This window comes from Dysgonomonas sp. 25, assembly GCF_010501075.1.
Classification (GTDB): domain Bacteria; phylum Bacteroidota; class Bacteroidia; order Bacteroidales; family Dysgonomonadaceae; genus Dysgonomonas.
The window spans coordinates 485,531-509,085 of record NZ_QVMN01000002.1 but is presented as its reverse complement, the minus strand read 5'-3'; the positions used below and the strand labels follow the sequence as shown (position 1 = coordinate 509,085).

The 23,555-nt window shown below is 42.5% G+C and carries 25 protein-coding genes; 14 read left to right on the top strand and 11 right to left on the bottom strand.

The genetic code is table 11. From position 1 onward, the window contains the following. Nucleotides 1–221: 221 nt before the first annotated feature. Complete coding sequence (locus tag D0T66_RS05305; RefSeq protein ID WP_163356205.1) at nucleotides 222–1,304, top strand: FISUMP domain-containing protein; 1,083 nt, start codon at nucleotides 222–224, stop codon at nucleotides 1,302–1,304. A gap of 79 nt (nucleotides 1,305–1,383) precedes the next feature. Here D0T66_RS05305 and D0T66_RS05300 read toward each other — a convergent pair whose 3' ends face one another. Next, nucleotides 1,384–1,797, bottom strand: coding sequence for a DUF6249 domain-containing protein (locus D0T66_RS05300; RefSeq protein ID WP_163356204.1), 414 nt, complete (start codon nucleotides 1,795–1,797; stop codon nucleotides 1,384–1,386). A gap of 159 nt (nucleotides 1,798–1,956) precedes the next feature. Here D0T66_RS05300 and D0T66_RS05295 point away from each other — a divergent pair, with 159 nt between their 5' ends. The 3 genes from D0T66_RS05295 to D0T66_RS05285 are packed head-to-tail and all read left to right on the top strand — an operon-like array spanning nucleotide 1,957 to nucleotide 3,396. Continuing rightward, entirely contained in the window at nucleotides 1,957–2,520 is a 564-nt protein-coding gene (locus D0T66_RS05295) for an RNA polymerase sigma factor (protein WP_163356203.1), read from the top strand. Then, nucleotides 2,504–2,884, top strand: coding sequence for a hypothetical protein (locus tag D0T66_RS05290; RefSeq protein ID WP_163356202.1), 381 nt, complete (start codon nucleotides 2,504–2,506; stop codon nucleotides 2,882–2,884). Before D0T66_RS05295 ends, D0T66_RS05290 begins: the two co-directional genes overlap by 17 nt. Nucleotides 2,885–2,889: 5 nt before the next feature. Further along, entirely contained in the window at nucleotides 2,890–3,396 is a 507-nt protein-coding gene (locus tag D0T66_RS05285) for a pyridoxamine 5'-phosphate oxidase family protein (protein ID WP_163356201.1), read from the top strand. Nucleotides 3,397–3,469: 73 nt separating this feature from the next. Here the strand turns inward: D0T66_RS05285 and D0T66_RS05280 are convergent, their stop codons facing one another. From D0T66_RS05280 to D0T66_RS05250, 7 genes are all read right to left on the bottom strand, one after another. Then, nucleotides 3,470–4,252, bottom strand: coding sequence for a prephenate dehydrogenase/arogenate dehydrogenase family protein (locus D0T66_RS05280; protein WP_163356200.1), 783 nt, complete (start codon nucleotides 4,250–4,252; stop codon nucleotides 3,470–3,472). Between the two features lie 3 nt (nucleotides 4,253–4,255). Next, nucleotides 4,256–4,672 (bottom strand): hypothetical protein, encoded by a 417-nt coding sequence (locus D0T66_RS05275; RefSeq protein WP_163356199.1) that lies wholly within the window; start codon nucleotides 4,670–4,672, stop codon nucleotides 4,256–4,258. Further along, entirely contained in the window at nucleotides 4,669–5,088 is a 420-nt protein-coding gene (locus D0T66_RS05270) for a hypothetical protein (RefSeq protein ID WP_163356198.1), read from the bottom strand. The genes D0T66_RS05275 and D0T66_RS05270 overlap by 4 nt, the downstream gene beginning before the upstream one ends. A 421-nt stretch (nucleotides 5,089–5,509) precedes the next feature. Further along, nucleotides 5,510–6,577, bottom strand: a complete 1,068-nt coding sequence (locus D0T66_RS05265; RefSeq protein ID WP_163356197.1) for a bifunctional 3-deoxy-7-phosphoheptulonate synthase/chorismate mutase type II — start codon at nucleotides 6,575–6,577, stop codon at nucleotides 5,510–5,512. Nucleotides 6,578–6,583: 6 nt separating this feature from the next. Continuing rightward, entirely contained in the window at nucleotides 6,584–7,138 is a 555-nt protein-coding gene (locus D0T66_RS05260) for a GNAT family N-acetyltransferase (RefSeq protein WP_163356196.1), read from the bottom strand. Beyond that, nucleotides 7,138–8,304: a pyridoxal phosphate-dependent aminotransferase gene (locus tag D0T66_RS05255; protein WP_163356195.1), complete on the bottom strand. Its 1,167-nt coding sequence runs from the start codon at nucleotides 8,302–8,304 to the stop codon at nucleotides 7,138–7,140. Before D0T66_RS05255 ends, D0T66_RS05260 begins: the two co-directional genes overlap by 1 nt. A 73-nt stretch (nucleotides 8,305–8,377) precedes the next feature. Further along, complete coding sequence (locus D0T66_RS05250) at nucleotides 8,378–9,220, bottom strand: prephenate dehydratase (RefSeq protein WP_163356194.1); 843 nt, start codon at nucleotides 9,218–9,220, stop codon at nucleotides 8,378–8,380. Nucleotides 9,221–9,977: 757 nt separating this feature from the next. On the opposite strand from D0T66_RS05250, the gene D0T66_RS05245 reads away from it, so the two are divergent. The 10 genes from D0T66_RS05245 to D0T66_RS05200 all read left to right on the top strand — a co-directional run bounded on the left by D0T66_RS05245 (nucleotide 9,978) and on the right by D0T66_RS05200 (nucleotide 20,830). Next, on the top strand, nucleotides 9,978–10,559 hold the full coding sequence (locus D0T66_RS05245) for a hypothetical protein (RefSeq protein WP_163356193.1): 582 nt from the start codon (nucleotides 9,978–9,980) through the stop codon (nucleotides 10,557–10,559). Next, nucleotides 10,504–11,610, top strand: a complete 1,107-nt coding sequence (locus D0T66_RS05240; protein WP_255489713.1) for a leucine-rich repeat domain-containing protein — start codon at nucleotides 10,504–10,506, stop codon at nucleotides 11,608–11,610. Before D0T66_RS05245 ends, D0T66_RS05240 begins: the two co-directional genes overlap by 56 nt. A gap of 659 nt (nucleotides 11,611–12,269) precedes the next feature. After that, nucleotides 12,270–12,923 carry a ribulose-phosphate 3-epimerase gene (gene rpe, locus D0T66_RS05235; RefSeq protein ID WP_163356192.1) on the top strand — a complete coding sequence of 218 codons (654 nt, stop codon included), beginning with the start codon at nucleotides 12,270–12,272 and terminating at the stop codon, nucleotides 12,921–12,923. An 11-nt stretch (nucleotides 12,924–12,934) separates the two neighbouring features. Next, entirely contained in the window at nucleotides 12,935–14,464 is a 1,530-nt protein-coding gene (locus D0T66_RS05230; RefSeq protein ID WP_163356191.1) for a ComEC/Rec2 family competence protein, read from the top strand. Between the two features lie 95 nt (nucleotides 14,465–14,559). Beyond that, nucleotides 14,560–15,594 (top strand): bifunctional oligoribonuclease/PAP phosphatase NrnA, encoded by a 1,035-nt coding sequence (locus tag D0T66_RS05225; RefSeq protein ID WP_163356190.1) that lies wholly within the window; start codon nucleotides 14,560–14,562, stop codon nucleotides 15,592–15,594. Between the two features lie 28 nt (nucleotides 15,595–15,622). Next, nucleotides 15,623–16,222, top strand: a complete 600-nt coding sequence (locus D0T66_RS05220; RefSeq protein ID WP_163356189.1) for a DUF4827 family protein — start codon at nucleotides 15,623–15,625, stop codon at nucleotides 16,220–16,222. 24 nt (nucleotides 16,223–16,246) lie between these two features. Continuing rightward, a complete protein-coding gene (gene glmM / locus D0T66_RS05215) occupies nucleotides 16,247–17,632 on the top strand; it encodes a phosphoglucosamine mutase (protein WP_163356188.1) in 1,386 nt (461 codons plus the stop codon). Nucleotides 17,633–17,729: 97 nt separating this feature from the next. Then, nucleotides 17,730–18,428, top strand: coding sequence for a DUF2461 domain-containing protein (locus D0T66_RS05210; protein ID WP_163356187.1), 699 nt, complete (start codon nucleotides 17,730–17,732; stop codon nucleotides 18,426–18,428). A gap of 32 nt (nucleotides 18,429–18,460) precedes the next feature. Beyond that, nucleotides 18,461–19,888 carry a glycoside hydrolase family 76 protein gene (locus tag D0T66_RS05205; RefSeq protein ID WP_163356186.1) on the top strand — a complete coding sequence of 476 codons (1,428 nt, stop codon included), beginning with the start codon at nucleotides 18,461–18,463 and terminating at the stop codon, nucleotides 19,886–19,888. Between the two features lie 45 nt (nucleotides 19,889–19,933). Then, nucleotides 19,934–20,830, top strand: a complete 897-nt coding sequence (locus D0T66_RS05200) for a diaminopimelate dehydrogenase (protein ID WP_163356185.1) — start codon at nucleotides 19,934–19,936, stop codon at nucleotides 20,828–20,830. Between the two features lie 588 nt (nucleotides 20,831–21,418). Here D0T66_RS05200 and D0T66_RS05195 read toward each other — a convergent pair. The 3 genes from D0T66_RS05195 to D0T66_RS05185 all read right to left on the bottom strand — a co-directional run bounded on the left by D0T66_RS05195 (nucleotide 21,419) and on the right by D0T66_RS05185 (nucleotide 23,463). Then, a complete protein-coding gene (locus D0T66_RS05195; protein WP_163356184.1) occupies nucleotides 21,419–22,288 on the bottom strand; it encodes a leucine-rich repeat domain-containing protein in 870 nt (289 codons plus the stop codon). 210 nt (nucleotides 22,289–22,498) lie between these two features. After that, nucleotides 22,499–22,768 carry an immunity 17 family protein gene (locus D0T66_RS05190; RefSeq protein ID WP_163356183.1) on the bottom strand — a complete coding sequence of 90 codons (270 nt, stop codon included), beginning with the start codon at nucleotides 22,766–22,768 and terminating at the stop codon, nucleotides 22,499–22,501. 23 nt (nucleotides 22,769–22,791) lie between these two features. After that, nucleotides 22,792–23,463, bottom strand: coding sequence for a hypothetical protein (locus tag D0T66_RS05185; RefSeq protein ID WP_163356182.1), 672 nt, complete (start codon nucleotides 23,461–23,463; stop codon nucleotides 22,792–22,794). Nucleotides 23,464–23,555: the final 92 nt, after the last annotated feature.

The window sequence follows — 23,555 nt, the reverse complement described above, 5'->3', positions numbered from 1 at the left end:
GAATTATCTTTGCAGGCAAAGAACATATATAAATGACCCATATTCACAGCTAAATATACAACTGAATATGCAATTATATAAACAATGTTCGTATACAGAAAAACCCATGTATATAAAAGGATATTGCAACATATAATACAGGAACAGACCCATTTATTCAATATGACTTTTATAAGAAACCACGAATTGAATTCATTATTGAAATTTAAATAGTAAGAAAAATGCGTGTAAATTATTTATCAATTGTCATCATCGTCCTTCTGATAAACATTGAATTACCTTCCCTATTTTCTCAAGTTACCATCGGCATGGCCGAGCCTCCCATACCCGGAGCTCTGCTGGATCTGAAAGAGCATCACCCGGACGGCAATAATTGTACAGCCCAAAAAGGATTAGGCCTGCCACGGGTTGAGCTTTCACAGATCGATTCTTTCGAAGACATTCTTTCCGGAGCAACCCTATTAGACAAAGAGACGCATGCCGGACTTATCATATACAACATCAACGAAAACTTATGTGCCACCCCCGCAGTATACAAAGGCATTCATGTCTGGAACGGTGCTTCGTGGGAGAATATATCGCTACAGAACAATAAAAATGGAAGTTCAAGGATCAAAACATTCATTGACGACCGCGACCCAAGCAATCCAGTCACATATAATATAGGATACTTTGGCGATGCCGGTTGGTGGATGTTGGAAAATCTACGTGCCGAAAAATGGCCCGATGGAACAGACGCCGGTTTAACCTTAACAAACCAAACCATTTATATGGCTACAGACGCCCGATATTACTACCCTCAGAATAATCCGTCGATATTGAATACAAATCCCGAATATGGATTCTTATATAATTGGCCGGCAGCGACGAAGAATAAGACTCTCCCGATGGATGAAGGAAACAGAGACCATGTACAGGTACAAGGTATTTGCCCCAACGGATGGCATCTGCCAAGTGATAAGGAATGGAGCCAGTTGACCGACGAAATATTAGTGAATCCATGCTACTACAGCAGCAAAAACGATTGCTCGGCCGGCACTCTTGCCCTTAATATGAAATCGGCAACATATGGCGGACTATGCCACCCAACGGAACGGGGAGGCTTTAATGTGCTCTGCATCGGATACAGGTATAACAATACCGATATTCCGGCGGCAGCACTTTTCCACACCAGCAGCTCAGCATCTCTCAATAGCAACTGGAACAGGCGTTTCTATACTTTACAGAATGACATCATAAGGGAAACGGCAAGCGAAAACTGCCTGCGGAATGCCTTGGGCTCGGTAAGGTGTAAACAAAACTAATCCGCCCCCTATAAAAAGCGATGGAGTACGAATTGAACCGTACTCCATCTTCTTTAATAACCATGATATTCACTACCTTCTACCCCTGAATCTCGCTATCTTTCTTATTATGTTTCCTTTCGATAAAGTATGCAGCGATAAGCCCTAACCCGCCGAACGTTGCAATACAGGCAACATATAAGGAAGCTATCGCACTCCGCATCTGCCATCCCTGCTCTCCATTGGCCGACATATTGATATCGACTATAGAAGCAATCGTCACACCGATGCCTATCCCGACCAGCATCAGCCCTATGCGGATAGGCCACGAGGCATTACTTTTCTGAAAAAGAGGCATATTCAATTGCTTGTTGAGAATATCAGAATCGATAGAATTCGACATTAATTTCTCGATGATAGCCATCCGCTCTTTCCGGCGGACAAAGAGTTCGAACAAACGGTAAATACCATAAACAAACGTGATGCAAACGACCATTGGTACTAATTCATTCATAATTTTATTCTTTTTAAAGATTAATATTCTTGTTGCTTCGTTTACCCTTTTGACGCTCACCTGTTGTAAAGGTTACAGCAATAAACGAAAAAAATAAGTATAAAGATTTATCTTTATAAAGTGTAACCTTTTATAGGGGCAAGCGTCAAAAAGGATAAGATGACAACATTCGATGACATTTACTACGTTCGTCAGGTAAGGGATGGCAATACAGAAGCCTTCGTGCATATTGTCCACCATTATCAGCGAATGATATTCGGTATGGTCGGACGGATTATCCCGAACAATACGGATACAGAGGATGTTGTACAGGAAATATTTATAAAGACTTTCCAGTCTATCGGTAAATTCCGCGAAGACGCCGAATTTTCCACATGGATATACCGGATAGCTTATAATACGACTATCTCCTATTTGAGGAAGCAGAAGCATCTTTCTTCGGTGGAAGGGAAGTTCGAAAACTTACCGGAAGAAGATATCGACGACACAATAGATAGCATCACGCTCGAACAGCGTTTGACGTATCTGGAAACCGTACTGGCAAAATTATCGCCCGACGATGCCATGATCGTTACGATGTTTTACATGAAAGACCTTTCCATCCGCACTATCAGCGAGATAGCAGGGATGAGCGAAGGAAATATCAAAGTAAAGTTGCATCGAATAAGAAAATTTATGAACTTTGAAATCAATAAACTGATAAAAGATGAAGCAGCAGGATAACGACAAGTTGAAAGCACTCTTCAAAGAGTCGCCGTCTTCGGAGCCTTCGATGGCATTCGAAAGCCGTCTGATGCGTCAGATAAAAATAGAAACCGAAAAGCGGGCTAAAAGAATCAGGCTATATAATACGCTTTGGCTGGGAGGCGGCATTGCCGCTATCGTAGCCATTGTGTCTTTTATCTGCTGGTATGGAAATATAACATTCGATTTCCCCGAAATGAATATACAAGGCCTGGATCAGCTATTTTCGTCCGTACACCTCAGCACTCCGCTTATCGCATTCGGGGCATTAGTCCTGCTACTGCTGATGGGCGATACATTGATACGGAGAAAGATAGAGGAGCGTAATTCGAAAAAACAATAAGCCCGATGAAAACCATTACCATAGAGGAACGGCAAAAGGTTGACGAGATTATAGCCAGCAACGATATGTGTTACGTCGGCATGGTAGATACCGAGGGCTTCCCGTATGTGATACCGATGAATTTCGGTTATGCGGGCGATACGCTTTATATGCATTCGGCTCCCGAAGGGAAAAGCATCGAATCGCTGGAAAAGAATCCAAATGTGTGCATTACTTTCTGCTCTAAGAACGAACTGGTGTGGCAAAACGAAGAAGTGGCCTGCAGTTACCGGATGAAAGGTAGCAGTGTGATATGCCGCGGCAAGGTTGTATTTCTGGATGAGTTGGAGGAAAAAGAAAAAGCTCTGAACATTATTATGAAACAGTACTCCAAACGCGAGTTCACATACTCCGAACCGGCATTGAGAAATGTATTGGTCTGGAAAATCGAAATAGAATCGGTATCGACACGCATCTTCGGCGTAAGGCATCCGAATTCGCGCCACTATAAGGAGGGAGAGAGCTACTATTAACCAGTGAACAGTGAACAGCAAGCAAACTCATTCACTTGTAACTGCCCGCAAGGCGTAGTAGCTCGTAACTGCCTTAAGGCTTCTCCGCAATGTTTTTCCGGGCTTTGGTCAGAAATTCCAGCATAGCCTTTCCGTCTTTCTGCTCTACAATCTCTAACAGATGTTTCAACTCCTTCCTTATACCCTCTATCTGCTTGGGTGTATGAGGGTTGAACAATATTTCCGTCAATAGGTAATCATCTTCCGAAAGTAAGCCTTTCGCAATATCCATGTGCCGCTTGAAGGTCGTTCCCGGCGCCTCCTGATGCTTCATCACCGAGGTGAAAACCAATGTCGATGCAAAAGGGATGGACAAGGAATAGGCTATCGTTTCGTCATGCTCGTTGAATGTATATTCGAACACTCTAAGATTCAAACTATTATATAAATCGAGAAAAAATTGCTTCCCTCGCGGGCTCGATTCGGAAATGACAATCGCACTCTGGCTACTCAAATCCCGCAAATCGGCAAAGGTAGGCCCGAACATAGGATGCGAGGAAGCAAAGGGCTGTTCGACAGTCGCATAAAATTCTTCCAACCCCGTTTTTACCGAAGCAATATCCGAGATAATGCAATCTTTTCGGAGGTAAGGCAGGACAGACTTAAAGGCTTCGATCGTATATTTTACCGTCACGGCATTGATAACCAAATCGGGATCGAAATCGGCAATCTCCTTCGCATCGCTCATACGAACCGTATTATAGATAAAGCGTAGTTTCTTCGGATCAGTATCGTATACTGCCAATTCGTGATCGAAACTCAATACATCACCAAAGAAAGAGCCCATTTTTCCGGCTCCGAGTATCAATATTTTCATTGTTTACAGAAGTTTTGTTTTTAGATTTTCCATGTCTTTTTTGAAACTGTTCCAGTCCTCCAAGCTATCGAAGCATTTATCGGTCATATAAAGATGAGAGCCTAAAATAAAGACACCATTTTCAACTACAACGTCTATCCGCTTATCCTGAATATCTATTCGCTTTATCTGATCGATGCGAATAGTCTTATCTACAATCTCGAACTGGTCGTCTTCCACTATTACTTTCGTCTTTCTGAAAGAGGTATAGAGCAAAACAGTAGCACAAAGGACTGCCATCAAAGAAGGGATAGCATTAGTCGTGCCTGATTGCATCATCGTTACAACAGAAAGTACTACCAGAAGAATAGCCACAACAAAGAGAACAATAGCTATTTTCCTGACGCCTACACGTTTATAATTATAACTATTTTTCATCATTCGTTATTAATTTGCTTGCGTTCGATTAATTCCTCAAAGGATTTGCAAACATCTTCCCAGTCGGATTTCTTAAAAAACGACCTTTTCAGCAAAATAGAAGGTTTCGTTGGTATACGGATAAAAATATCTTTCTCGTTTATCTGGATACTACTTATTTCCGAAACCGGATATTGCTTTTTATCGCTATATATGAAATCAGCCGAAATAACGAGCGGAACAGACATGCTACTATACACAATCATGCAAATTGCCACCCCCAAAAACAACGAGTAAACAACTCCACGAAGAATAATATTTTCTGTCGAAAAATCTTGTCCATAGAAAAAGAAAGATAACTGCATGGACGAAAGAAGCAGAAGAATAATGCCGACAACAATATTCCAACGGTTACGATACATATACAGTTTTGTTTTCATCTTTTATTAGATTTATAATTTTAATGTAAATCGGTTACTAACGTTACTCCCCAAAAAGCCTCTAAAGTGTCGCTTTTTTGCACCACTTTTTGTCCCGTTTTTTTTCGCACCAACCAATACATACATCATTAATATTCAATTATTTACTTTTATTTTACCGGTACAAACAAAGAGCATTTTTCTTAAAGTTACTTTTCTCAGTGTATCTCAGTGCCTCCTCTGTGGAACTCAGTGTTACCTTTTTCCATTATTGACAAGAGATGCCTCCTACTGTCGGCATGACAAAACTTCCCCCAAAAAGTAACAAACGTATATTCATTTCGAACGTTTTCATCGAGTTACTTTTTCTTGTAACTTGTAACTATGCAAAGCACGAAGTAACTCGTAACTATCATAACATAGATAAACTTATAGCAATAAATTACACTTTATTATTCATTATATCCACTTGCTGGCGTACCGATTCTTCATGAATAGCCTCCAACACGACACGCATAAACTCTGGGTTCATACCCATTTCTTCCGCCTGAGCGATACGCGTATGCAGAATTTCGTCGTAGCGGTTGGTTTGCACGATTGTCAGGTTATGCTCTTTCTTGAACGTTCCTATTTCGCACGAAACACGCATCCGTTTTGCCAGCAATTCAAGTAGCTGATTATCCAATTCATCAATTTGCTGACGCAATTCGGATAAATCTTCGGTAGTTTGTTTCACATCGCGGATAATAAGTGCGGAGAGGATTTCTTTCAGCCTTGTCGGTGTAACCTGTTGAGAAGCATCGCTCCATGCTTCATCGGGATTGCAATGCGTTTCGATAATCAGTCCTTCGAAGTTCAAATCCATAGCCTGTTGCGAAAGAGGGAGAATCAAGTCGCGCTTGCCACCGATATGGCTCGGATCGCAAATAATCGGCAGATCAGGGTAACGGCGTTTCAATTCGATCGGAATGTGCCATTGCGGAAGGTTGCGGTAAATCTTTTTATCGTACGAGCTGAATCCGCGATGAATAGCTCCCAAACGGGTTAGACCGACATTGCTCAAACGCTCCAATGCACCAATCCAAAGTTCAAGATCGGGATTGACAGGATTCTTCACCAATACGGGAATATCCACTCCTTGCAAAGCTTCGGCAATTTCCTGCACAGCAAAGGGATTGGCAGTCGTACGCGCACCGATCCAAAGCATATCCACACCGTATTTAAGTGCCTCGTACACATGTTTTTGTGTAGCCACTTCGGTAGAGACATACATGCCTGTTTCTTGCTTTACTTTTTTCAGCCATCCAAGCCCTTCGCTGCCTACACCTTCGAAACCTCCCGGTTTGGTGCGGGGTTTCCAGATTCCGGCACGCATTATTTTGATGCCGTCGGCAGCCAATTGGTGGGCTGTATTCATCACTTGTTCTTCTGTTTCGGCGCTGCAAGGCCCTGCAATGACCAACGGTCTTTTCGGGTCTACACCCGGTAGTAAGATTGATTCCAGTTTCATAATGATTTATTTTATATTGTTATTTTTTGTTTTTTCCAGACTATATTTATATTCCACACAAGGTTTTCCTTTGCAGATAAGCTTTTCTTCAAAATCACTCACTTTTGCCATGCCCACAGATTCCATTAAACGGATGGAAGCTTTATTCTCCGAATCGGTTATTCCTTCAATTATCCGGACATCGGTATTGTTAAAGCAATAATCCGACAAAAGGCGTAAAACTTCCTTAGCTAATCCTTGCTTCTGGTAATCAGGCGATATGTTACATCCAATTTCTGCTCTAGTATCTTCTATTTTCAGGGCACAATCCCCAATCAGCTTTTTATCGGCACGATGGATGATTGCCAATCCAATCCATTCGCCACGTTTCTCTAAACCGGCATCCTTGTTCCGATCGACGAATTCCTTTGCCTGGTCTTTCGTATAAGGCTCCCAGTATTGGTATCTGGCAATACTTTCCAAAGAACGATAGGCAAAAATAGCATCGACATCCGTTTCGGAAATACTCCTTAAAGTAACCCTGTCGGAAGAAAGTGTATTATTTGTATTTTCGGTTGTCATTATCCTAGTTTCTTGATTCGTTCCAAAGCTTCTTTCAGCATCGTTTCGTTACAGCAAAGCGATATGCGGATGTAACGCTCGCCACGGCTGCCGAATATAAATCCCGGTGTGAGGAAAACTTTAGCATTGTACAATATCTTATCTGCCAGTTCTTCACTGCTTTTACAGATATCAGGAATTTTTCCCCAGAGGAACATTCCCACCTGATTGGCGTCGAATGTGCATCCAAGCGCCTGCATAATTTCTTCTGCCAGTTGGCGACGATTGCTGTAAACTTCGATATTATTCTTTTCGTGCCATTCCGCCGGATTGCTGAGGGCAGCAACAGCCGCTTTCTGCATCGGACGGAAAATACCACTTTCGATATTACTCAACACTTTTAGGATATACCCTATAAATGTCGGGTTCGAAGCCACCATCCCGATACGCCAGCCGGGCATATTGTGTGATTTGCTCAACGAGTTGAGTTCGATACAAATATCTTTTGCTCCTTCTATTTGCAGGATGCTTATCGGCTCTTTGTTGAGGATGAAACTATACGGATTGTCGTGTGCAATAACGATTCCGTGCTTTTTGCCGAAAGCCACCAGTTTTTCAAACAGTTCGATAGAGCCGTTTGCTCCCGTCGGCATATTCGGATAGTTTACCCACATCAGTTTTACACGGGATAAATCCATCTTTTCCAAAGCGTCGAAGTCGGGCTGCCAATTATTATTTTCATCCAAATCGTACGAAACGATATTCGCTCCAATCAATTTGCTCACCGAACTGTATGTCGGATAACCCGGATTAGGAACCAATACGCCATCGCCCAGATTGAGAAATGCCAGCGAAATGTGCAGAATCCCCTCCTTTGAGCCGATGAGCGGTTGGATTTCTTTTGTTGCATCCAGTTCCACACCATACGAACGTTTATACCAATCGGCAAACGCTTGGCGGAATGTAAGGATGCCGACATGCGGCTGATAGCCGTGTGCATCAGCTCGGTTTGCATCTTCCGTAAGGGCATTAACCGTTTCATCCGATGGTGGAAGGTCTGGGCTTCCGATGCCGAGACTAATAACATTCTCACCGCGGGCATTCATTTCGGCTACTTCCTTCAGCTTGATGGAGAAGTAATATTCCTTTATCGTATCGAGCCTTTCGGCTGGTTTTATTGTTTTCATATTTTAGCTTTTAGCCATTAGCTTATAGCGATTTTTATAAATTATCACATTGTCACATTACCTCATTATCCCTTTAACCCTCGCTTTGCCTGCCATCCACATACTCGCCCAGAATCTTCAATTCGCTGATTATCGGACGTATGGCGTTCAGTGATTGGCGATAGCGTGTGAGGTCTGCAAATTTGAGGTCTACATAAAACTGGTATTCCCATTCCCGCCCCTGAATAGGCAGCGATTGTATCTTTGTCAGGTTGATACTATAAAAGGAGAAAACCGATAACACGTGCGACAAGCTCCCTTCGGTGTGAGGTACGGTAAAAACAATGGAAGCTTTATTCAGCACCTCTTCTTTTTGCAACTCGTCCACAATCCACGGATTGGCAAAAACAAGAAAGCGAGTGAAATTGTGCTTATTTGTCTCAATTCCTCTCGCCAGTATTTCGAGTCCGTAGATTTGGGCAGCCCGTTCGCTACATATGGCAGCAACACCCACCATTTGGTTTTGGGCAATATCGCGTGCAGCCAAAGCCGTATCTTCGTGCTCAACGATCTTTATTCCAGGTAGTTTGTCAAGAAATTCGGTGCATTGCATCAAGGCAATCGGGTGCGATTGCACCTCCTGCACATCGTGGATCGTCTGCCCCGGAAGGGCTGCCAGGCAATGGGAAATACGTTGTTTGTATTCGCCGGCAATGGGTAATTTATTGTCTTTCAGCAAATCGTAATTCCCCAAAAGGCTTCCGGCTATGGTGTTTTCGATAGCCATAATGCCGATTGTATTCGGTTCTTTTTCGATTGTCGAAAAAATATCCCGGAATGTGGCGCAGGGAACAATCTCCACTTCCTCGCCGAAATAGTTCTCGGCAGCGATGCCATGATAGGCTCCTAATCCTCCTTGTATAGCTACTTTTTTCATATCGTTTCTTAAACAAAAAAATCCTGCCATTTTCTTGACAGGATTTCATATATCATTTTCGTTATTTCTTTTTCATATACTTATACAAAATCCTGTTTCACTTTCTAAAAAAGTAAAAGTAAAAACCAAAATATGTATAAGAATTACCGAGCATAGTTGCTTTCTTGTTTAATTTGATTACAAATGTAATGCTTTTTCGTAAATAACAAACAAAAATATAGATATTTTGACTTTCCGGTGTGTTTTTTTTAGATGCATGCTTTTTCATAAGAGTAGAAAAAATGATAAAATATAACCGGTTAAGTTGTATTTTTCAGAAAATACTCTTTCCTTTGCAAGATGACAGGATATATAAACATATATACAGAACGGGTAATAAATTTGCTTAACTAAAAACATATCAATATGTTTATACCACAACAATACAACACACACACACACACACACACGTAATATAACGTTTTCGTGGGATTTATCCAAACTTTCAGATAAGAATTTTAGAAAAAAAAGTCACTTCGCCCTACGGGCAGTTACTTCGTGCTTCGCACAGTTACGAGTTACAAGGAACAACTTGCAAAGTGCTGCATGGCTTTGCCCCTACTCGTCACTCGTAACTTGTAACTCGTCTACTAAAAGATATGCTTGTGTTAATGTCAGGGGTATTTCCGGCTGCGACAGCCGTGGACACCTCCCCCCAGCCCCCTCCAAAAGAGGGGGAGCGAGGGGCAATTTTTCAGTTAACAGCGAGCAGTTATCAGTGAACAATAGAACTTCTGTAGGGGCGAAACATCGTTCGGCGAAGCGCAGGCGAGCCAATAAATATTCGCCCGTGAAAACAGAATATATGCCTGCTCAAGCGAGTATATCCGGGCGAATGTTTATTGCCCCCTACAAAGCTATAACGAGATGCTTCGCTTTCGCCCAGCATGACAAAGCTATTGGCTATCAGTCAACATACAACAGTCTAATGTTGCCACGCCTTTTAAGGCGTGGATATGATTGCATCTTTCAAGGGATGACTTCAGTCAACAGATATTTGGCTAAAGCCTTTTTTGAACTAACCTTTCGAAACCTCCACTTAAAAGTGGAGGCAATTAAAAAGAATATGCCTGTATGTGTGCACCCGCAAACCGACATATCGGGCAGACACACAGGTCTGCCCCTACGCAGTAACGAGACGAGATGCTTCGCTTTCGTTCAGCACGACAAGGCTATTGGCTATCAGCTAACGCCTAAAAACTATAATAAATATTCGAATTTACTAACTCACAAATTGACATTTTATGAAAACTCTTTTGACACAGGCTATTATGATATTAGCCTTATTTACAGCAATTAGTATGCAAGCACAAGTAACAATGGGGAGCAGCGAGAAACCCAATGCAGGTGCCTTGCTCGACCTGAAAATGAATGCTAACAGCGGCGCAAACTCTACCAAAGGGCTTGGATTGCCCAAGGTGGAACTTTCGGATTTGAGCAAACTGAAGATAGGAACAGCCCCGGAGATAACAGGTGCAGATGCTTTGGAGCATACAGGTCTTATTGTTTATAATGCTGTACCTTCGCAATGTATTTCTGCGGGTGTTTACATTTGGGATGGAACCCAATGGGAACAACTAACAAGAAAAGGAGCAGGTATCGGCAGTTATGAAGAAGATGTGCAAGCCTTGAAAGACCTATACAGTGCCAACCTGGGCAATACATTAGGCTGGAATTTAAGTGCAGACCCATCCACTTTTGCCGGGGTTGTTTGGAGGACAATATGTGGCGAAAAAAGAGTAACGGAATTGAATATTGCTAGCAAAAATCTGACATCTGCTACCGGAATCGATAAACTTTATGTTTTGGCATATCTGAGTTGCGGAGGTAACCAACTGACAAGTCTGGATGTATCGACCAACACGGCGTTAACGGACCTGTATTGCTCTGCTAACCAACTGACAAGTTTGGATGTGTTGGGTGCCACCGCTTTAAAAAATCTATATTGCGGAGGTAACCAACTGACAAGTTTGGATGTATCGACCAACACGGCATTAACGATCCTGAATTGCTATTCTAACCAACTGACAAGTCTGGATGTATCGACCAACACGGCATTAACGATCCTGGATTGCTATTCTAACCAACTGACAAGTCTGGATGTGTTGGGTGCCACCGCTTTAAGAGAACTATATTGCTATTCTAACCAACTGACAAGTCTGGATGTATCGGCAAACACCGCTCTAACGTTCCTGCAGTGCCAATCTAACCAGTTGACACAAACAGAAGTGAATAAGTTTAAGCTTCATCCGAATTATTGTCCGAATATATCTTGGTGGCATGTAACTCCCCAATATTTCCCGGGTACAACGACAGTGGATTACTCTGTAACCAAGCCTACTTGTCCGTAACCACCTCACCCCCGCCCCTCCCAATGGAGGGGGAGAAGCAGCTCACCCTATATCCCTCTCCAACAGGAGAGGGACTTTTTTGAGTCGCCTACGCTCCTCGATCGCTGATTGTTAATTGTCAGAAAGATATCAGCATATTTTTATCAGTACAGGGAGAAGTTATACAGTGAGCAGTGAGCAGTCAACAACTTTGTCATCCCGAGCGGATGCGAGGGATCTCGTTGCGCTTTGCGCTGTTCATCCTCGGGTCGGGATGCTTCGCCGAAGGCTCAGCATGACACAATCGCTCTTTTTCTTCGTGCTACTCCGTGAAAAACCCCGTGCTACTCCGTGATTGAAAAGGAAAATGACAAAACAAAAAAACACTGTATCGCGTAATATTTGTCAAGAGTGTCAAGTTTTAACTAAATTTCGATTGATAATCAGCGAAGTAAGTTTTTGACATGATTTGACACCTGTTTTTTATAAAACACATCCTGTTTTGTCAAGTTTTTTGAGTATTATCAAACTGATAATAAGCGAATAAACATCCAAAAACAGAGTGACAAAAAGTTGACACGATTGTCTCTTTTTAGCGGCGCAATCTTTTCCGCTTTTCGCTATGAAGCTATTGCTCTTTTCCTTACTTTTGTATATTACTATACTAATACGACAGAAAAATGAGCCACAAAATAGCCCCATCGATACTCTCTGCAGATTTTCTGAATTTGCAACGCGATATTGAAATGCTAAACGAGAGTGAAGCCGACTGGATTCACTGCGATGTGATGGATGGTACTTTTGTACCCAATATCTCGTTCGGATTCCCGATAATCAAGCAGGTGAGCAAGATAGCCAAAAAACCGCTGGATGTACACCTGATGATTGTTCAGCCGGAAAAGTATATCAACGAGGTGCGCGATGCAGGCGCTTATCTGATGAATGTGCATCTGGAGGCCTCTCCTCATCTGCACCGCACAATATCGGCTATTCACGATGCGGGCATGAAAGCCGGTGTGACGCTTAATCCGCACACGCCCGTTTCGCTGCTCGAGGATATTATTCAGGATGTAGATTTGGTGCTGATTATGTCTGTCAACCCGGGATTCGGCGGGCAGAAGTTTATAGAGCGCTCTTTGGAGAAAGTGAAAATGCTGAAACGGATGATTACCGAACGGAATCTTTCTACCCTGATAGAAGTGGATGGCGGAATCAACCTGCAAACCTGCAAACAAATGGTGGATGCAGGAGCGGATGTACTGGTGGCCGGCAATGCAGTCTTTTCGGATGCCGATCCCAAAGGGATGATCCACAAACTGAAAAGCATAGAATAACCCCTCCCGGAGTGAACCCTTTATCCAAGACGCCCGTAGTATGCTTGCTTATACCTTTAGCGGCAGGGATTCTTGTGCAATACTATTTCAGCATCGAAGGGGCAGCTATCCCGCTCTTCTTTCTGGGAGGAGGATTGATGCTACTCTCCTATCTGATTGCCCCATCGAAACAGTACGCGCTGCGATGGCTGTTCGGGGCAGGACTGTTCCTCTTTGTGGCGGCGACAGGCATGTGGTCTACCCATAACCGGCAAAGCGAATCGAAAGCAATAGCCGTCACAAGCCGCACGATATATAAAGGAGTGGTAATGGACATCCCCCAAGACAAACCTAAGTCGGTCGCATACAAGACCTATCTGCCCGACTATGGCAAAAAGGTGGTTTGCTATTTCCAGCTAAACCGGGAGCAAGAGAAGTTACAACCGGGCGATGTCTTTCTGTTCGAAGCTTCTATCCGGCCTTTCAGCAATATGCCCGATTCCGGCTTCGACTACGTAGGCTATATGTACGATCAAGGATATGCAGGGTCGGCCTATATCCCAATCGGATCGTGGGTGGCGACAAGCGAAACGGATTACTCTCTCCATGCTATTGCGCAACGATTCCGACAGCGGATACTCGACTTCTACCGCTCATTAGGCTTCGACGAATCCGAATTTGCCCTATTAGCCGCTTTGACAGTCGGTTACCAAGATGCCCTTTCGGACGACCTGAAGCAATCTTTCCGAGCCACAGGCACAGTGCATGTGCTGGCAGTCAGCGGGCTGCACGTAGGGATTATCTACCTGATGATAGCCTTTTCGCTGGGCTTTATTCCGCGCACCTCGCGCTTCTATCGCCTCCGGCCGGCGCTGATAATCCTGCTGTTATGGGTATATGCCTTTATCTGCGGGCTATCGCCATCCGTCACACGCGCAAGCCTGATGCTATCCGTGCTGTGTATCGCCGAACTGGTTAACCGCCGAAGTTACTCTATACACGCCTTATATATAGCGGCATTCTTTATCCTACTCCACAACCCGTTCAGCCTGTTTCAGGTGAGCTTCCAGCTAAGCTTCGCTTCTGTATTAGGTATCCTGTACCTGCATCCTAAGCTTGCTCATTTGTTCAACAGCAAGAATAAGGCTGTAAGATACTTATGGAACGCGTTTACACTCTCGTGTGTGGCACAGTTAGCGACTTTCCCGTTGTGCCTTTACTATTTCGGCACCTTCCCAACATACTTCTTCATCACCAACCTGCTGGTAGTGCCGTTGGCGACATTGATTATCTATTCCTTCGCACTGATCATGCTGTCAAAAGGGATTAGTGCCCTCTTCCCCACCCTAAGCGATTATGCCTTCGCCGTCCCGGTGAAACTGGTGCAGTTCCTATTGAGATTGCTGACCGAGTGTGTACGCTTCTTCGAGGGGTTGCCTCTTGCGCAAATCAGCGATATTGAGATCAGTCTTTGGCAGATGTTTATCATTGTATTGGGGATATTAATCATACTCCTCTTTTGCGAGAGAAAGGGCTTTTTCGTTAAGGAATATCAAAAATGAATGATCCTAAGGCAGTATATTTTATCTATCCTATTTAGGCGCCATATTTTTTACTACCTTTGCACCGGTTATAACATAAAGCTAACCTCGAACAAATGCTTACATCATTGGTTAATAACGCTCAGATATCTAAACTGGAAGAACTGATAGATGAGTATGACAAAATAGTAATCGTAACACATGTATCGCCCGACGGCGATGCTATAGGCTCGTCGCTGGGACTGTATCATTACCTGACCGACTTGGGTAATACAGTCAATGTGATTGTGCCCAATACTTTCCCCGATTTTCTTCGCTGGATGAATGGAGCGAAAGAGATTCTGGATGCGGAAAAATATCCCGATTATGCCCAACGGCTCATTGAAGAAGCCGAATTGATATTCTGCCTCGATTTCAATGTACCTAAGCGTATTCACGAACTGGCGTCGTATGTCGTAGGCTCCAATGCCAAAAAGGTTATGATAGACCATCATCCCGATCCGGCCGATTTCTGCGACTTGGTTATTTCCCATCCCGAAATATCTTCTACCTGCGAACTCGTATTCAGGGTTATTTGCCAGATGGGCGATTTCGACCGTATAAGTAAAGCGTCTGCCGAAGCTATCTATACGGGTATGATGACCGACACCGGCTCTTTTACTTACAATGCCAACAGCGGACAGATATATTATATCATCAGCGAACTACTGAAAAAGGGGATAAACAAAGACCGGATATACTCGAATGTGTATCACAGTTATACCGAAGAGCGCCTGCGCATGATGGGATATGTGTTGTCCGAAAAAATGAAAGTATATCCCGAATACAATGCGGCCATGATAAGCCTGACGCAAGAGGAGCAAAAACGCTTCCGTTCGAGAAAGGGAGACACCGAAGGCTTTGTCAACCTGCCGTTGAATATGAAGCATATTATTTTCTCGGTTTTTTTCCGTGAAGACAATGAAATGATAAAAATCTCGTTTCGTTCACAAGGGAACTTTCCTGCCAACAAATTCTCGTCGCAATGCTTCAATGGCGGAGGCCATCTGAACGCGGCAGGAGGAGAGTTTTACGGGACACTGGACGAAGCTATTGCTCTTTTCGAAAAAGCGTTGCCCGAGTATCAGGATTTATTAGTGAAAAAGAAATAAAACAACGACATACAATAGTTATAGTATTATGAGAAAAACCTGTTTATTTATATTAGCCGCATTTGTGATAGCCATTGCATTTTCAGCCTGTAACAAAAGAGATACATATGCTGACAAACTAAAGAAAGAACGTAAAGCTATCAGCCGGTTTATTTCCGACCACGATATCGATATTCTATACACATACCCCGCAGATGGCGTATTTGCCGAAAATGAGTTTTTCAAAGATGAAAATACCGGTGTATATTTCCGCATCAGAACAAAAGGAAACGGCGATACGATTAAAGAGCGGAATAGACTTTCTTTACGTACAGATACTTTAAATATATTCTTAGTAAGTAATGATACTCTCCTTGGTAACAATGTTAGCAATAGTATCTTTCACACTAAAAACATCTTACTCACTTATGGGAATGAAAATACTTATACGACAAGTAGTAACGATCAATATAATCCTGAATATTGGTTCAAATCTGCCGGATGTGTATTGCCTCTAACATCTAAATATGGATTAAGAGACAGAGCAGAGGTTAGTATTCTTATCCCATTCAGCAGTGGATCTGCTGCACAACAATCGGGATACGAGCCGCTTTATATCGAAAGTCTGATTTATACTATCATTGATTAACATTTATCTTTAGAACCCTATTTTATGAGCCTTATTAAATCTATATCGGGTATTCGCGGGACAATCGGAGGAAAAGCCGGCGAAGGTCTCAACCCCTTGGATACTGTAAAATTTGTTTCGGCTTATGCCACTTATATAAAAAGTAACAAAACCGATAATTCAAATGCAATCGTCGTTGGACGTGATGCCCGTATTTCGGGAAAGATGATGGAGCAACTTGTCATCGGCACGCTTATGGGAATGGGATTCGACGTTGTCAACATTGGTCTGGCAACTACTCCTACGACCGAATTAGCCGTTGCGATGGAAGGTGCAGCAGGCGGAATCATTCTGACTGCCAGCCACAATCCCCGCCAATGGAATGCATTAAAATTGTTGGACTCGAATGGAGAATTCCTTAGTGCAAAAGCCGGAGAAGAAATTCTGACTATCGCTGAAAAGGAAGATTTCCATTACGCCGAAGTCGACCAGTTGGGAAAGGTAACCGAAAAGGATTATACCGATAAGCATATACAAGCTGTCCTCGAATTAGCATTAGTCGATGTAGAAGCTATCAAGGCGGCTGATTTCGAAGTCAGTATAGATTGTGTCAATTCAGTTGGCGGAATCGTTATCCCCAAGCTATTGAAAGCATTGGGCGTGCGAAAAGTCAACGAGTTATACTGTACTCCTGACGGAAACTTTCCGCACAATCCGGAGCCGCTTCCCGAGCACTTGCAAGATATTGCCAACATGATGAAAACGACTTCTTCGGATGTAGGTTTCGTAGTAGACCCCGATGTCGACCGCTTGGCTATTATCTGCGAAAACGGGGATATGTTCGGCGAGGAATATACGCTTGTTGCCGTAGCCGACTATATATTGAGCCATACGAAAGGGAATACAGTTTCCAATCTCAGTTCGAGCCGTGCTTTACGCGACGTGACCCATAAACATGGATGCGAATACTATGCCGCAGCTGTGGGTGAGGTGAACGTAACGACCAAGATGAAAGAAGTTGGCGCAGTTATCGGCGGCGAAGGGAATGGAGGGGTTATTTACCCTGCCAGCCACTACGGACGCGATTCGTTGGTTGGTATCGCCTTATTTCTGACACATCTGGCAAACGAAAAGAAAACGGTAAGTGAGTTGCGTGCAGGCTATCCGCAATATTATATGGGAAAACAGAAAGTAGAACTGACACCCAATATCGATGTCGACAAACTGCTCGAAGCTGTAAAGGAAAAATACAGCCAATACGAGATAACCGACATAGACGGTGTCAAAATAGATTTCCCCGACAAATGGGTGCATCTGCGCAAATCGAATACCGAGCCTATTATCCGCGTCTACTCCGAAGCGCATACGCAGGAGGAGGCCATGCAAATAGGCGGCGAAGTGATGAATGTCATTAAAGAATTGGCTCGATAAATCGAAAAATATGATTCAATTCTATATCATACAAGATAGCATTTTTCAATACGAATGCTATCTTTGTTTTTTATAGAATACCAAAGAAATATACAACATGGCAAAAAAGAACAATACGGAGGTTTTCAAGGGCTTCACTCCCGAAACAATGGAATTTCTGAAAGGATTGAAAGAAAACAACTATAAAGAGTGGTTCGAGGCGCATCGCGAGGTGTACGAGCAGGAACTGCTCAATCCGTTCAAAGCCTTGATAACAACCCTCTCGCCGGCAATGCACAACATCGATCCGGCATTCGAACTTCGTCCGCACAGAGCCATGTCGCGTATCTATCGGGATGTGCGCTTTTCGAAAGATAAAAGCCCTTATAAAACAGGCTTGTGGCTGACATTCCAGGTACCGCTTCCACGCGAAGAGTGGATGGATTATCCGGGCTATTTCTTCGAACTGAAAGACGATGGCTATATATACGGAATGGGACTATTCCAACCGAGAAAAAAGGTGATGGATGCCTTCCGCGAAGAAATCGGATACGATGCCGAAGAATTTCAGCGGGTGACACAGCAAACGGTTCTCGACCGGGGCTTTGTCATCGGGGGCGATGAATATAAACGTCCGATTGCAAACGATCTGGGCGAATATTACCAGCAATGGATTCAGCGGAAAGGCGTATATGTAGTGACAGAGCGCCGGATGGACGACATATTGTTCTCGCCTAAATTAGTCGATAAGATTCGGGAGGATTTTGTCGCGCTGGAATGGTTGTATAATTTCTTTAAAGAATGTTCGATGTTGTAACCTCTATTTCAAATAATTACAGAAAGAAAAAAATGAACACAAAAACTGTATTTTACCTCTGTTTTACTTTATTCGTACTATTCGTTTCGTGCAAAGAGAAAACCGATAAAGAAAATCCTCATGTAGCCATATCCGAGCGTAATCTGCAAAGAGCAATGGCGATCTTGGATACGGCTGTAGCTTATCATTTCGTAGGCGATGAGATGGCGATGGCGAGATTTTATAATCCTTATACCGGCGAACGCTCCGAAGAGACAGGCAGTATATGGATGTATAGCAGTGCAATAGAAGCCGCAAATGCGATTCTCCACGCCTTAGAGACACACAAGGAACATGGAAATCCGAAACTCTACGACGAGCATTTCAACCGCTATACAGAGTTATTGAATAAGCTTTATAAAAGCGCCGATTATTACAAAGGAACATTCACGCTGACTTCATACACGCAGACCAAAGAATGGACGGTATACGGCGTAGACCGGGGAAAAGGCAAAGGATTGGCGCGCGTAGAAGGGATTTACAACGTCTACGACGACCAACAATGGCTGGTACGCGAATATCTGGAAGCCTATAAATCAACCGGCGACCGGACTTATCTGACCGAAGCCGAATACCTGACCGAATATATCCTCGACGGGTGGGATTGCACATTGGACGATAATGGCAACGAAAGTGGCGGCATCACCTGGGGACCGGGGTATGTGACAAAGCATGCTTGCAGCAATGGGCCGATGGTAAGCCCGTTGGTGTGGTTATATGAGATGTATAAGGATAAAGACGATAAAATAACGTATCGCTATATAGATAAAGACAAAAACCGTAAAACGGCTGAAATGAACAAAGGCGAATACTACCTGCAATTTGCAAAGAAAGTCTACGACTGGCAGAAAGTCAACCTGTTGCGGGAAGACGGTGTATATGCTGATATGATGGGTGGTTGCGACCCGAACTGTGGCGTATCGTACGAAACAATAGCGGGAACGAAATACCGTAAACACAACCCTCTCAGGTCGCCTCAGGGGAAACCGTATACATACAATTGCGGTACGATAGTTTCCGGCGCGGCCGATTTGTTCCGTGTCACAAGAGACAGCCTATACCTCAACGACGGGAAAACGCTATCGGAAGCAAGTTTCGCTTACTTTGCCAAACCGGGAGCAGAAACAGAAGGCTATTATACTTATCCGACGGATGGGTTCAGCAATTGGTTCAACGGGGTATTGATGAGGGGCTATGTGGATATGCAGCCTTTCGATGAAGGTACAGCCAAAAACATCGAGAGCTTTCAGCAGAATCTGGATTACGCGTATGACAATTTCCTGTATAAAGGCTTCCTCCCTACCAATCTGCTCGCAGGATGGAAGGCGGATGAAAAAGAAAATAGACTGGAGGGTATGTTCTCCTTTACTTTCGCAGCCGAATATGCCGTATTGTCGCACTATGAGCTGGCAAGAAAATGAGAATGATATAACAAAATTCTAATCTAAAAATAAGAAATAACGTTTATGAAAAAACTAAGAGCAGCCATTGTTGGCTATGGGAATATAGGACACTATGTATTGGATGCTATTCTGGCTTCACCTGATTTCGAGGTAGCAGGAATTGTACGCCGCGATCCGGCAAACGTACCGGACGAAATCAAGCAATATCCGGTTGCGAAAACCGTAAAAGAACTGAACGACGTGGATGTAGCCATTCTCTGCACGCCGACACGCAGCGTAGAAACTTATGCTAAAGAATGCCTGGCTGCAGGAATCAATACGGTCGACAGCTACGATATTCACGGCGGGATTGTCAATCTCCGCAAAGAACTGGATGCCGTTGCCAAAGCCAATAACACAGTATCTATCATCTCGGCAGGATGGGATCCGGGAACAGACTCGATGATACGTTCTATGTTCGAATTTATGGCACCTAAAGGCGTTACCTATACCAACTTCGGCCCGGGAATGAGTATGGGACATACCGTTGCCGTGAAAGCCATAAAAGGGGTAAAAGCCGCTCTGTCGATGACTATTCCGTTGGGAACGAGTATCCACCGCCGTATGGTTTATATCGAAGTGGAAGACGGATACAAGTTCGACGAAGTAGCAGCCGCTATCAAGGCTGACGATTACTTTGCCCACGACGAAACGCATGTTACACAGGTCGATTCGGTAGATAGCCTCATCGATATGGGACACGGCGTGAACATGGTTCGCAAAGGTGTTTCGGGAACTACGCAAAACCAGTTGCTCGACTTCAATATGAAAATCAACAATCCGGCGCTTACGGCACAGGTATTAGTGGCTTCGGCACGTGCTGCCATGAAACAACGCCCGGGAGCATATACCATGATCGAGGTACCTATCATCGATTACATCTACGGAGACAAAGAAGCGTTAATCAAAAAGCTTGTATAAATAAACTCCCTGTTCGGGTTATGACGCCATAGCCCGAACTTATTTCTATCTTTACATACACACACAGCAAGTCACACCAAATCTCCTTACTGTCTAAAAACAAGCAACTTACAAAGAATTTGATTTTGATAGGTAACGATTTAGAAACGAGCGAAGTTCGCTGTTTTACCTCACGTTGCTTTAGGCATAAATACAAAGAACGACTTACGAGCACAAAGATAGGAAAGATTACTTAGCGGAGAAAATCATTGAAGTTTTTCTATAGTAACAGTTACGCTTGTTTGTGGCTGTGGGTCATTTAGTTTATAAAACAATTCGGCAAATCACTTCTGAGCTTTTTTTAATTCTTGAATGGTTTCCATTAATAAAACCGCTTTATCGTTTCAATTCCTCCTGTTTCTTCATTTAGAAACACATAAATAGCTCCCCATCATCATGAAACAACTCATTTTTCAAATCTAACTGCCCAACAAAAAACAGTGGTTTTTCATTTCTGATAACCCACGCAGGATTTTGTATCCAACGGGGTGGTTTATTTTGAAACTTGAAATAACTGCGTTCATGGTGTTATCTGTACGAGAATAATTGTTAGCTGTGGTAGTTTTTTATGAAGTTCTCTGCTTCCAATTTCAACATCTTATATTTTTGAATATATTCTTCACATTTATTTCCCACTTCTGGATTAGTACATTTTACTCGCCCAGCTCGTTTTCCAACAAAATCAATCCAACTTTCATATTCTCTACATAAATCCCAAGAAGCTCCTTCTACATTTGGAAGTGCAACTTCTAAAAAAGCAAATTCTTCTGTAGGGAATGTATTTCTAATTATGTTTATCTTTTTCAAATTTTTCAATTTCAAAATCGAAGTAAAAGCTGGATAGGCAGACTTGTTTGTAATCCAACCTAAAGAAAAGACTTCGAGATTAGGTAAACCACTTAAAAAATCAAAGTTTTCTATCGGCTGATTCCAATCAAGAGTTCCATCTATATGTAAATATCTCAAATTATTCAGTCCTCGTAAGCCGTCGAAATTGGATACCCTGCGTAAATTTTCAAAATGAATTGATTTTAATTTTGTCAATTTAGATAAAGGGGTTAGGTCTGAAAAGCCTGAAACATATTCAAGAATAAGTTCCTCTAAATTAGGCAAATCTCCAATAAAATCCACATCTGTAGCTCTGAAAAGAGTTACCCTAAGTCTTTTGATATTTGTCAATTTACGAATAGCTTGAACTTGTTCTTTACTTGGGTCGTGAAGTGTTAATTCTTCAAGATTTGGACAATCAAAAATTTGTTCCCAATATTTCTTGTCTTGGTGTTTGCTTATTGTTAGGATTTTAACCTCGTCTTTATTTGAAATTTCAAAGTCCGCAATAAATGCAAATCGCTCTCTATTTGGAATTGTTGTCCAATAATCGCCTGTTCTGTCTAAAAAATCTCCAAAATGGTGTTTCATTTTACTGTCTCGTTTCTATTGCCACGAACTCACTTATCTTCTATGTAACTCCGTTACGCTTATCATACTGTCGTTAGGAAATAGTGTGTACTTTTGGCAACACGCTATTTACTTCGCCCTAAAAATACTAATTGTCTGCGAAGTTCACTATTTCACCTCACTTTGCTTTTCGCATTAAGACAAAGAACGACTTGACTACACAAATTGTCATCACGCTATTTCCTCCAATTTCAAATGAATGAAAAACCACGCAATGCCGATTAGGATTAGAACGACACCTATTACAGCATATAGAATGCGGAGCTTCTTTTTTCCGAACATTCCGATAAACCAAGTGTCGTTAAACACTTTCCCGTCTCCACCTTCGGTTAGCCATTTCCATTTCATAATTGAGGCAACAATCAATAAAATGCCTAATCCGATAATTACAAAGCCGAAATGCTTCGGCGACGATTGAAAATATTCTTGAATGGTTTCCATTAATCAATTACATTATCGTTTTTTTATGTGTGTTGAGTAAAGAAACAACCAACGGTTTCTCCCATTTGCTTTTTCTTATAGTTTTTATTCAAATACAGATATGCTAGCCCAGATTGAAAAATATCTTTGTAATCAGGGAAAATATCATTTAAATCCCATTCATCTACTTGCAATAAAATATCCTCGCTCATAGGAAATTGAATCGCATCTTGTTCAAAATATGGATTTGTCATAAGGGTACTTCCATCTAATCCCATTCCTGAATTTTCAAATTCTTTGTCATAAGCCTCATTTTCTTCATTTGTAAAATTTCTTTTTTCAACATAAAGCACAGGCAAAGAGTACTCTGACATATTATCAAGAATTGGAGCATCTCTTTTTTTTGTAATAATAACTTTTGTATATCCATACTCTTTAAATCGAATCAAATCAGCTTGATTATGTACTGTGTATTTATCGGATAAACTTGGTTTTGGATATTTATCCTTGTCTAAATCATAAGATATAAAAACTGATATACAACAATCTGAATTAAACGAGTCGCCAGATATGTTAGAGAATATTGTCATGAAATGTGTCATGTATTTTTCAGAAGAGGGTATTTTAGGCCAATCCTCTATATTTTCTATCCAAGGCAATCCTCCCAATATTGCAATTGGATTTTCTAATTTTTCTTTCTTAAAGATTAATCGCATATTTCTTTTATGTTTTTAATATTTTGTACTTCGCGCTGCTTAGCTCTATTGCTGTTCTCTCCTAATTCCGGTAATGGAATTTTGATAAAAAG

What these genes read in the sequence shown, in the direction of transcription:
- D0T66_RS05305 (WP_163356205.1), top strand. Translation starts at nt 222, where the DNA reads ATGCGTGTAAATTATTTATCAATTGTCATCATCGTCCTTCTGATAAAC.
- D0T66_RS05300 (WP_163356204.1), bottom strand. Translation starts at nt 1,797, where the DNA reads ATGAATGAATTAGTACCAATGGTCGTTTGCATCACGTTTGTTTATGGT.
- D0T66_RS05295 (WP_163356203.1), top strand. Translation starts at nt 1,957, where the DNA reads ATGACAACATTCGATGACATTTACTACGTTCGTCAGGTAAGGGATGGC.
- D0T66_RS05290 (WP_163356202.1), top strand. Translation starts at nt 2,504, where the DNA reads ATGAAGCAGCAGGATAACGACAAGTTGAAAGCACTCTTCAAAGAGTCG.
- D0T66_RS05285 (WP_163356201.1), top strand. Translation starts at nt 2,890, where the DNA reads ATGAAAACCATTACCATAGAGGAACGGCAAAAGGTTGACGAGATTATA.
- D0T66_RS05280 (WP_163356200.1), bottom strand. Translation starts at nt 4,252, where the DNA reads ATGAAAATATTGATACTCGGAGCCGGAAAAATGGGCTCTTTCTTTGGT.
- D0T66_RS05275 (WP_163356199.1), bottom strand. Translation starts at nt 4,672, where the DNA reads ATGATGAAAAATAGTTATAATTATAAACGTGTAGGCGTCAGGAAAATA.
- D0T66_RS05270 (WP_163356198.1), bottom strand. Translation starts at nt 5,088, where the DNA reads ATGAAAACAAAACTGTATATGTATCGTAACCGTTGGAATATTGTTGTC.
- D0T66_RS05265 (WP_163356197.1), bottom strand. Translation starts at nt 6,577, where the DNA reads ATGAAACTGGAATCAATCTTACTACCGGGTGTAGACCCGAAAAGACCG.
- D0T66_RS05260 (WP_163356196.1), bottom strand. Translation starts at nt 7,138, where the DNA reads ATGACAACCGAAAATACAAATAATACACTTTCTTCCGACAGGGTTACT.
- D0T66_RS05255 (WP_163356195.1), bottom strand. Translation starts at nt 8,304, where the DNA reads ATGAAAACAATAAAACCAGCCGAAAGGCTCGATACGATAAAGGAATAT.
- D0T66_RS05250 (WP_163356194.1), bottom strand. Translation starts at nt 9,220, where the DNA reads ATGAAAAAAGTAGCTATACAAGGAGGATTAGGAGCCTATCATGGCATC.
- D0T66_RS05240 (WP_255489713.1), top strand. Translation starts at nt 10,504, where the DNA reads ATGAAAACTCTTTTGACACAGGCTATTATGATATTAGCCTTATTTACA.
- rpe (WP_163356192.1), top strand. Translation starts at nt 12,270, where the DNA reads ATGAGCCACAAAATAGCCCCATCGATACTCTCTGCAGATTTTCTGAAT.
- D0T66_RS05225 (WP_163356190.1), top strand. Translation starts at nt 14,560, where the DNA reads ATGCTTACATCATTGGTTAATAACGCTCAGATATCTAAACTGGAAGAA.
- D0T66_RS05220 (WP_163356189.1), top strand. Translation starts at nt 15,623, where the DNA reads ATGAGAAAAACCTGTTTATTTATATTAGCCGCATTTGTGATAGCCATT.
- glmM (WP_163356188.1), top strand. Translation starts at nt 16,247, where the DNA reads ATGAGCCTTATTAAATCTATATCGGGTATTCGCGGGACAATCGGAGGA.
- D0T66_RS05210 (WP_163356187.1), top strand. Translation starts at nt 17,730, where the DNA reads ATGGCAAAAAAGAACAATACGGAGGTTTTCAAGGGCTTCACTCCCGAA.
- D0T66_RS05205 (WP_163356186.1), top strand. Translation starts at nt 18,461, where the DNA reads ATGAACACAAAAACTGTATTTTACCTCTGTTTTACTTTATTCGTACTA.
- D0T66_RS05200 (WP_163356185.1), top strand. Translation starts at nt 19,934, where the DNA reads ATGAAAAAACTAAGAGCAGCCATTGTTGGCTATGGGAATATAGGACAC.
- D0T66_RS05195 (WP_163356184.1), bottom strand. Translation starts at nt 22,288, where the DNA reads ATGAAACACCATTTTGGAGATTTTTTAGACAGAACAGGCGATTATTGG.
- D0T66_RS05190 (WP_163356183.1), bottom strand. Translation starts at nt 22,768, where the DNA reads ATGGAAACCATTCAAGAATATTTTCAATCGTCGCCGAAGCATTTCGGC.
- D0T66_RS05185 (WP_163356182.1), bottom strand. Translation starts at nt 23,463, where the DNA reads ATGCGATTAATCTTTAAGAAAGAAAAATTAGAAAATCCAATTGCAATA.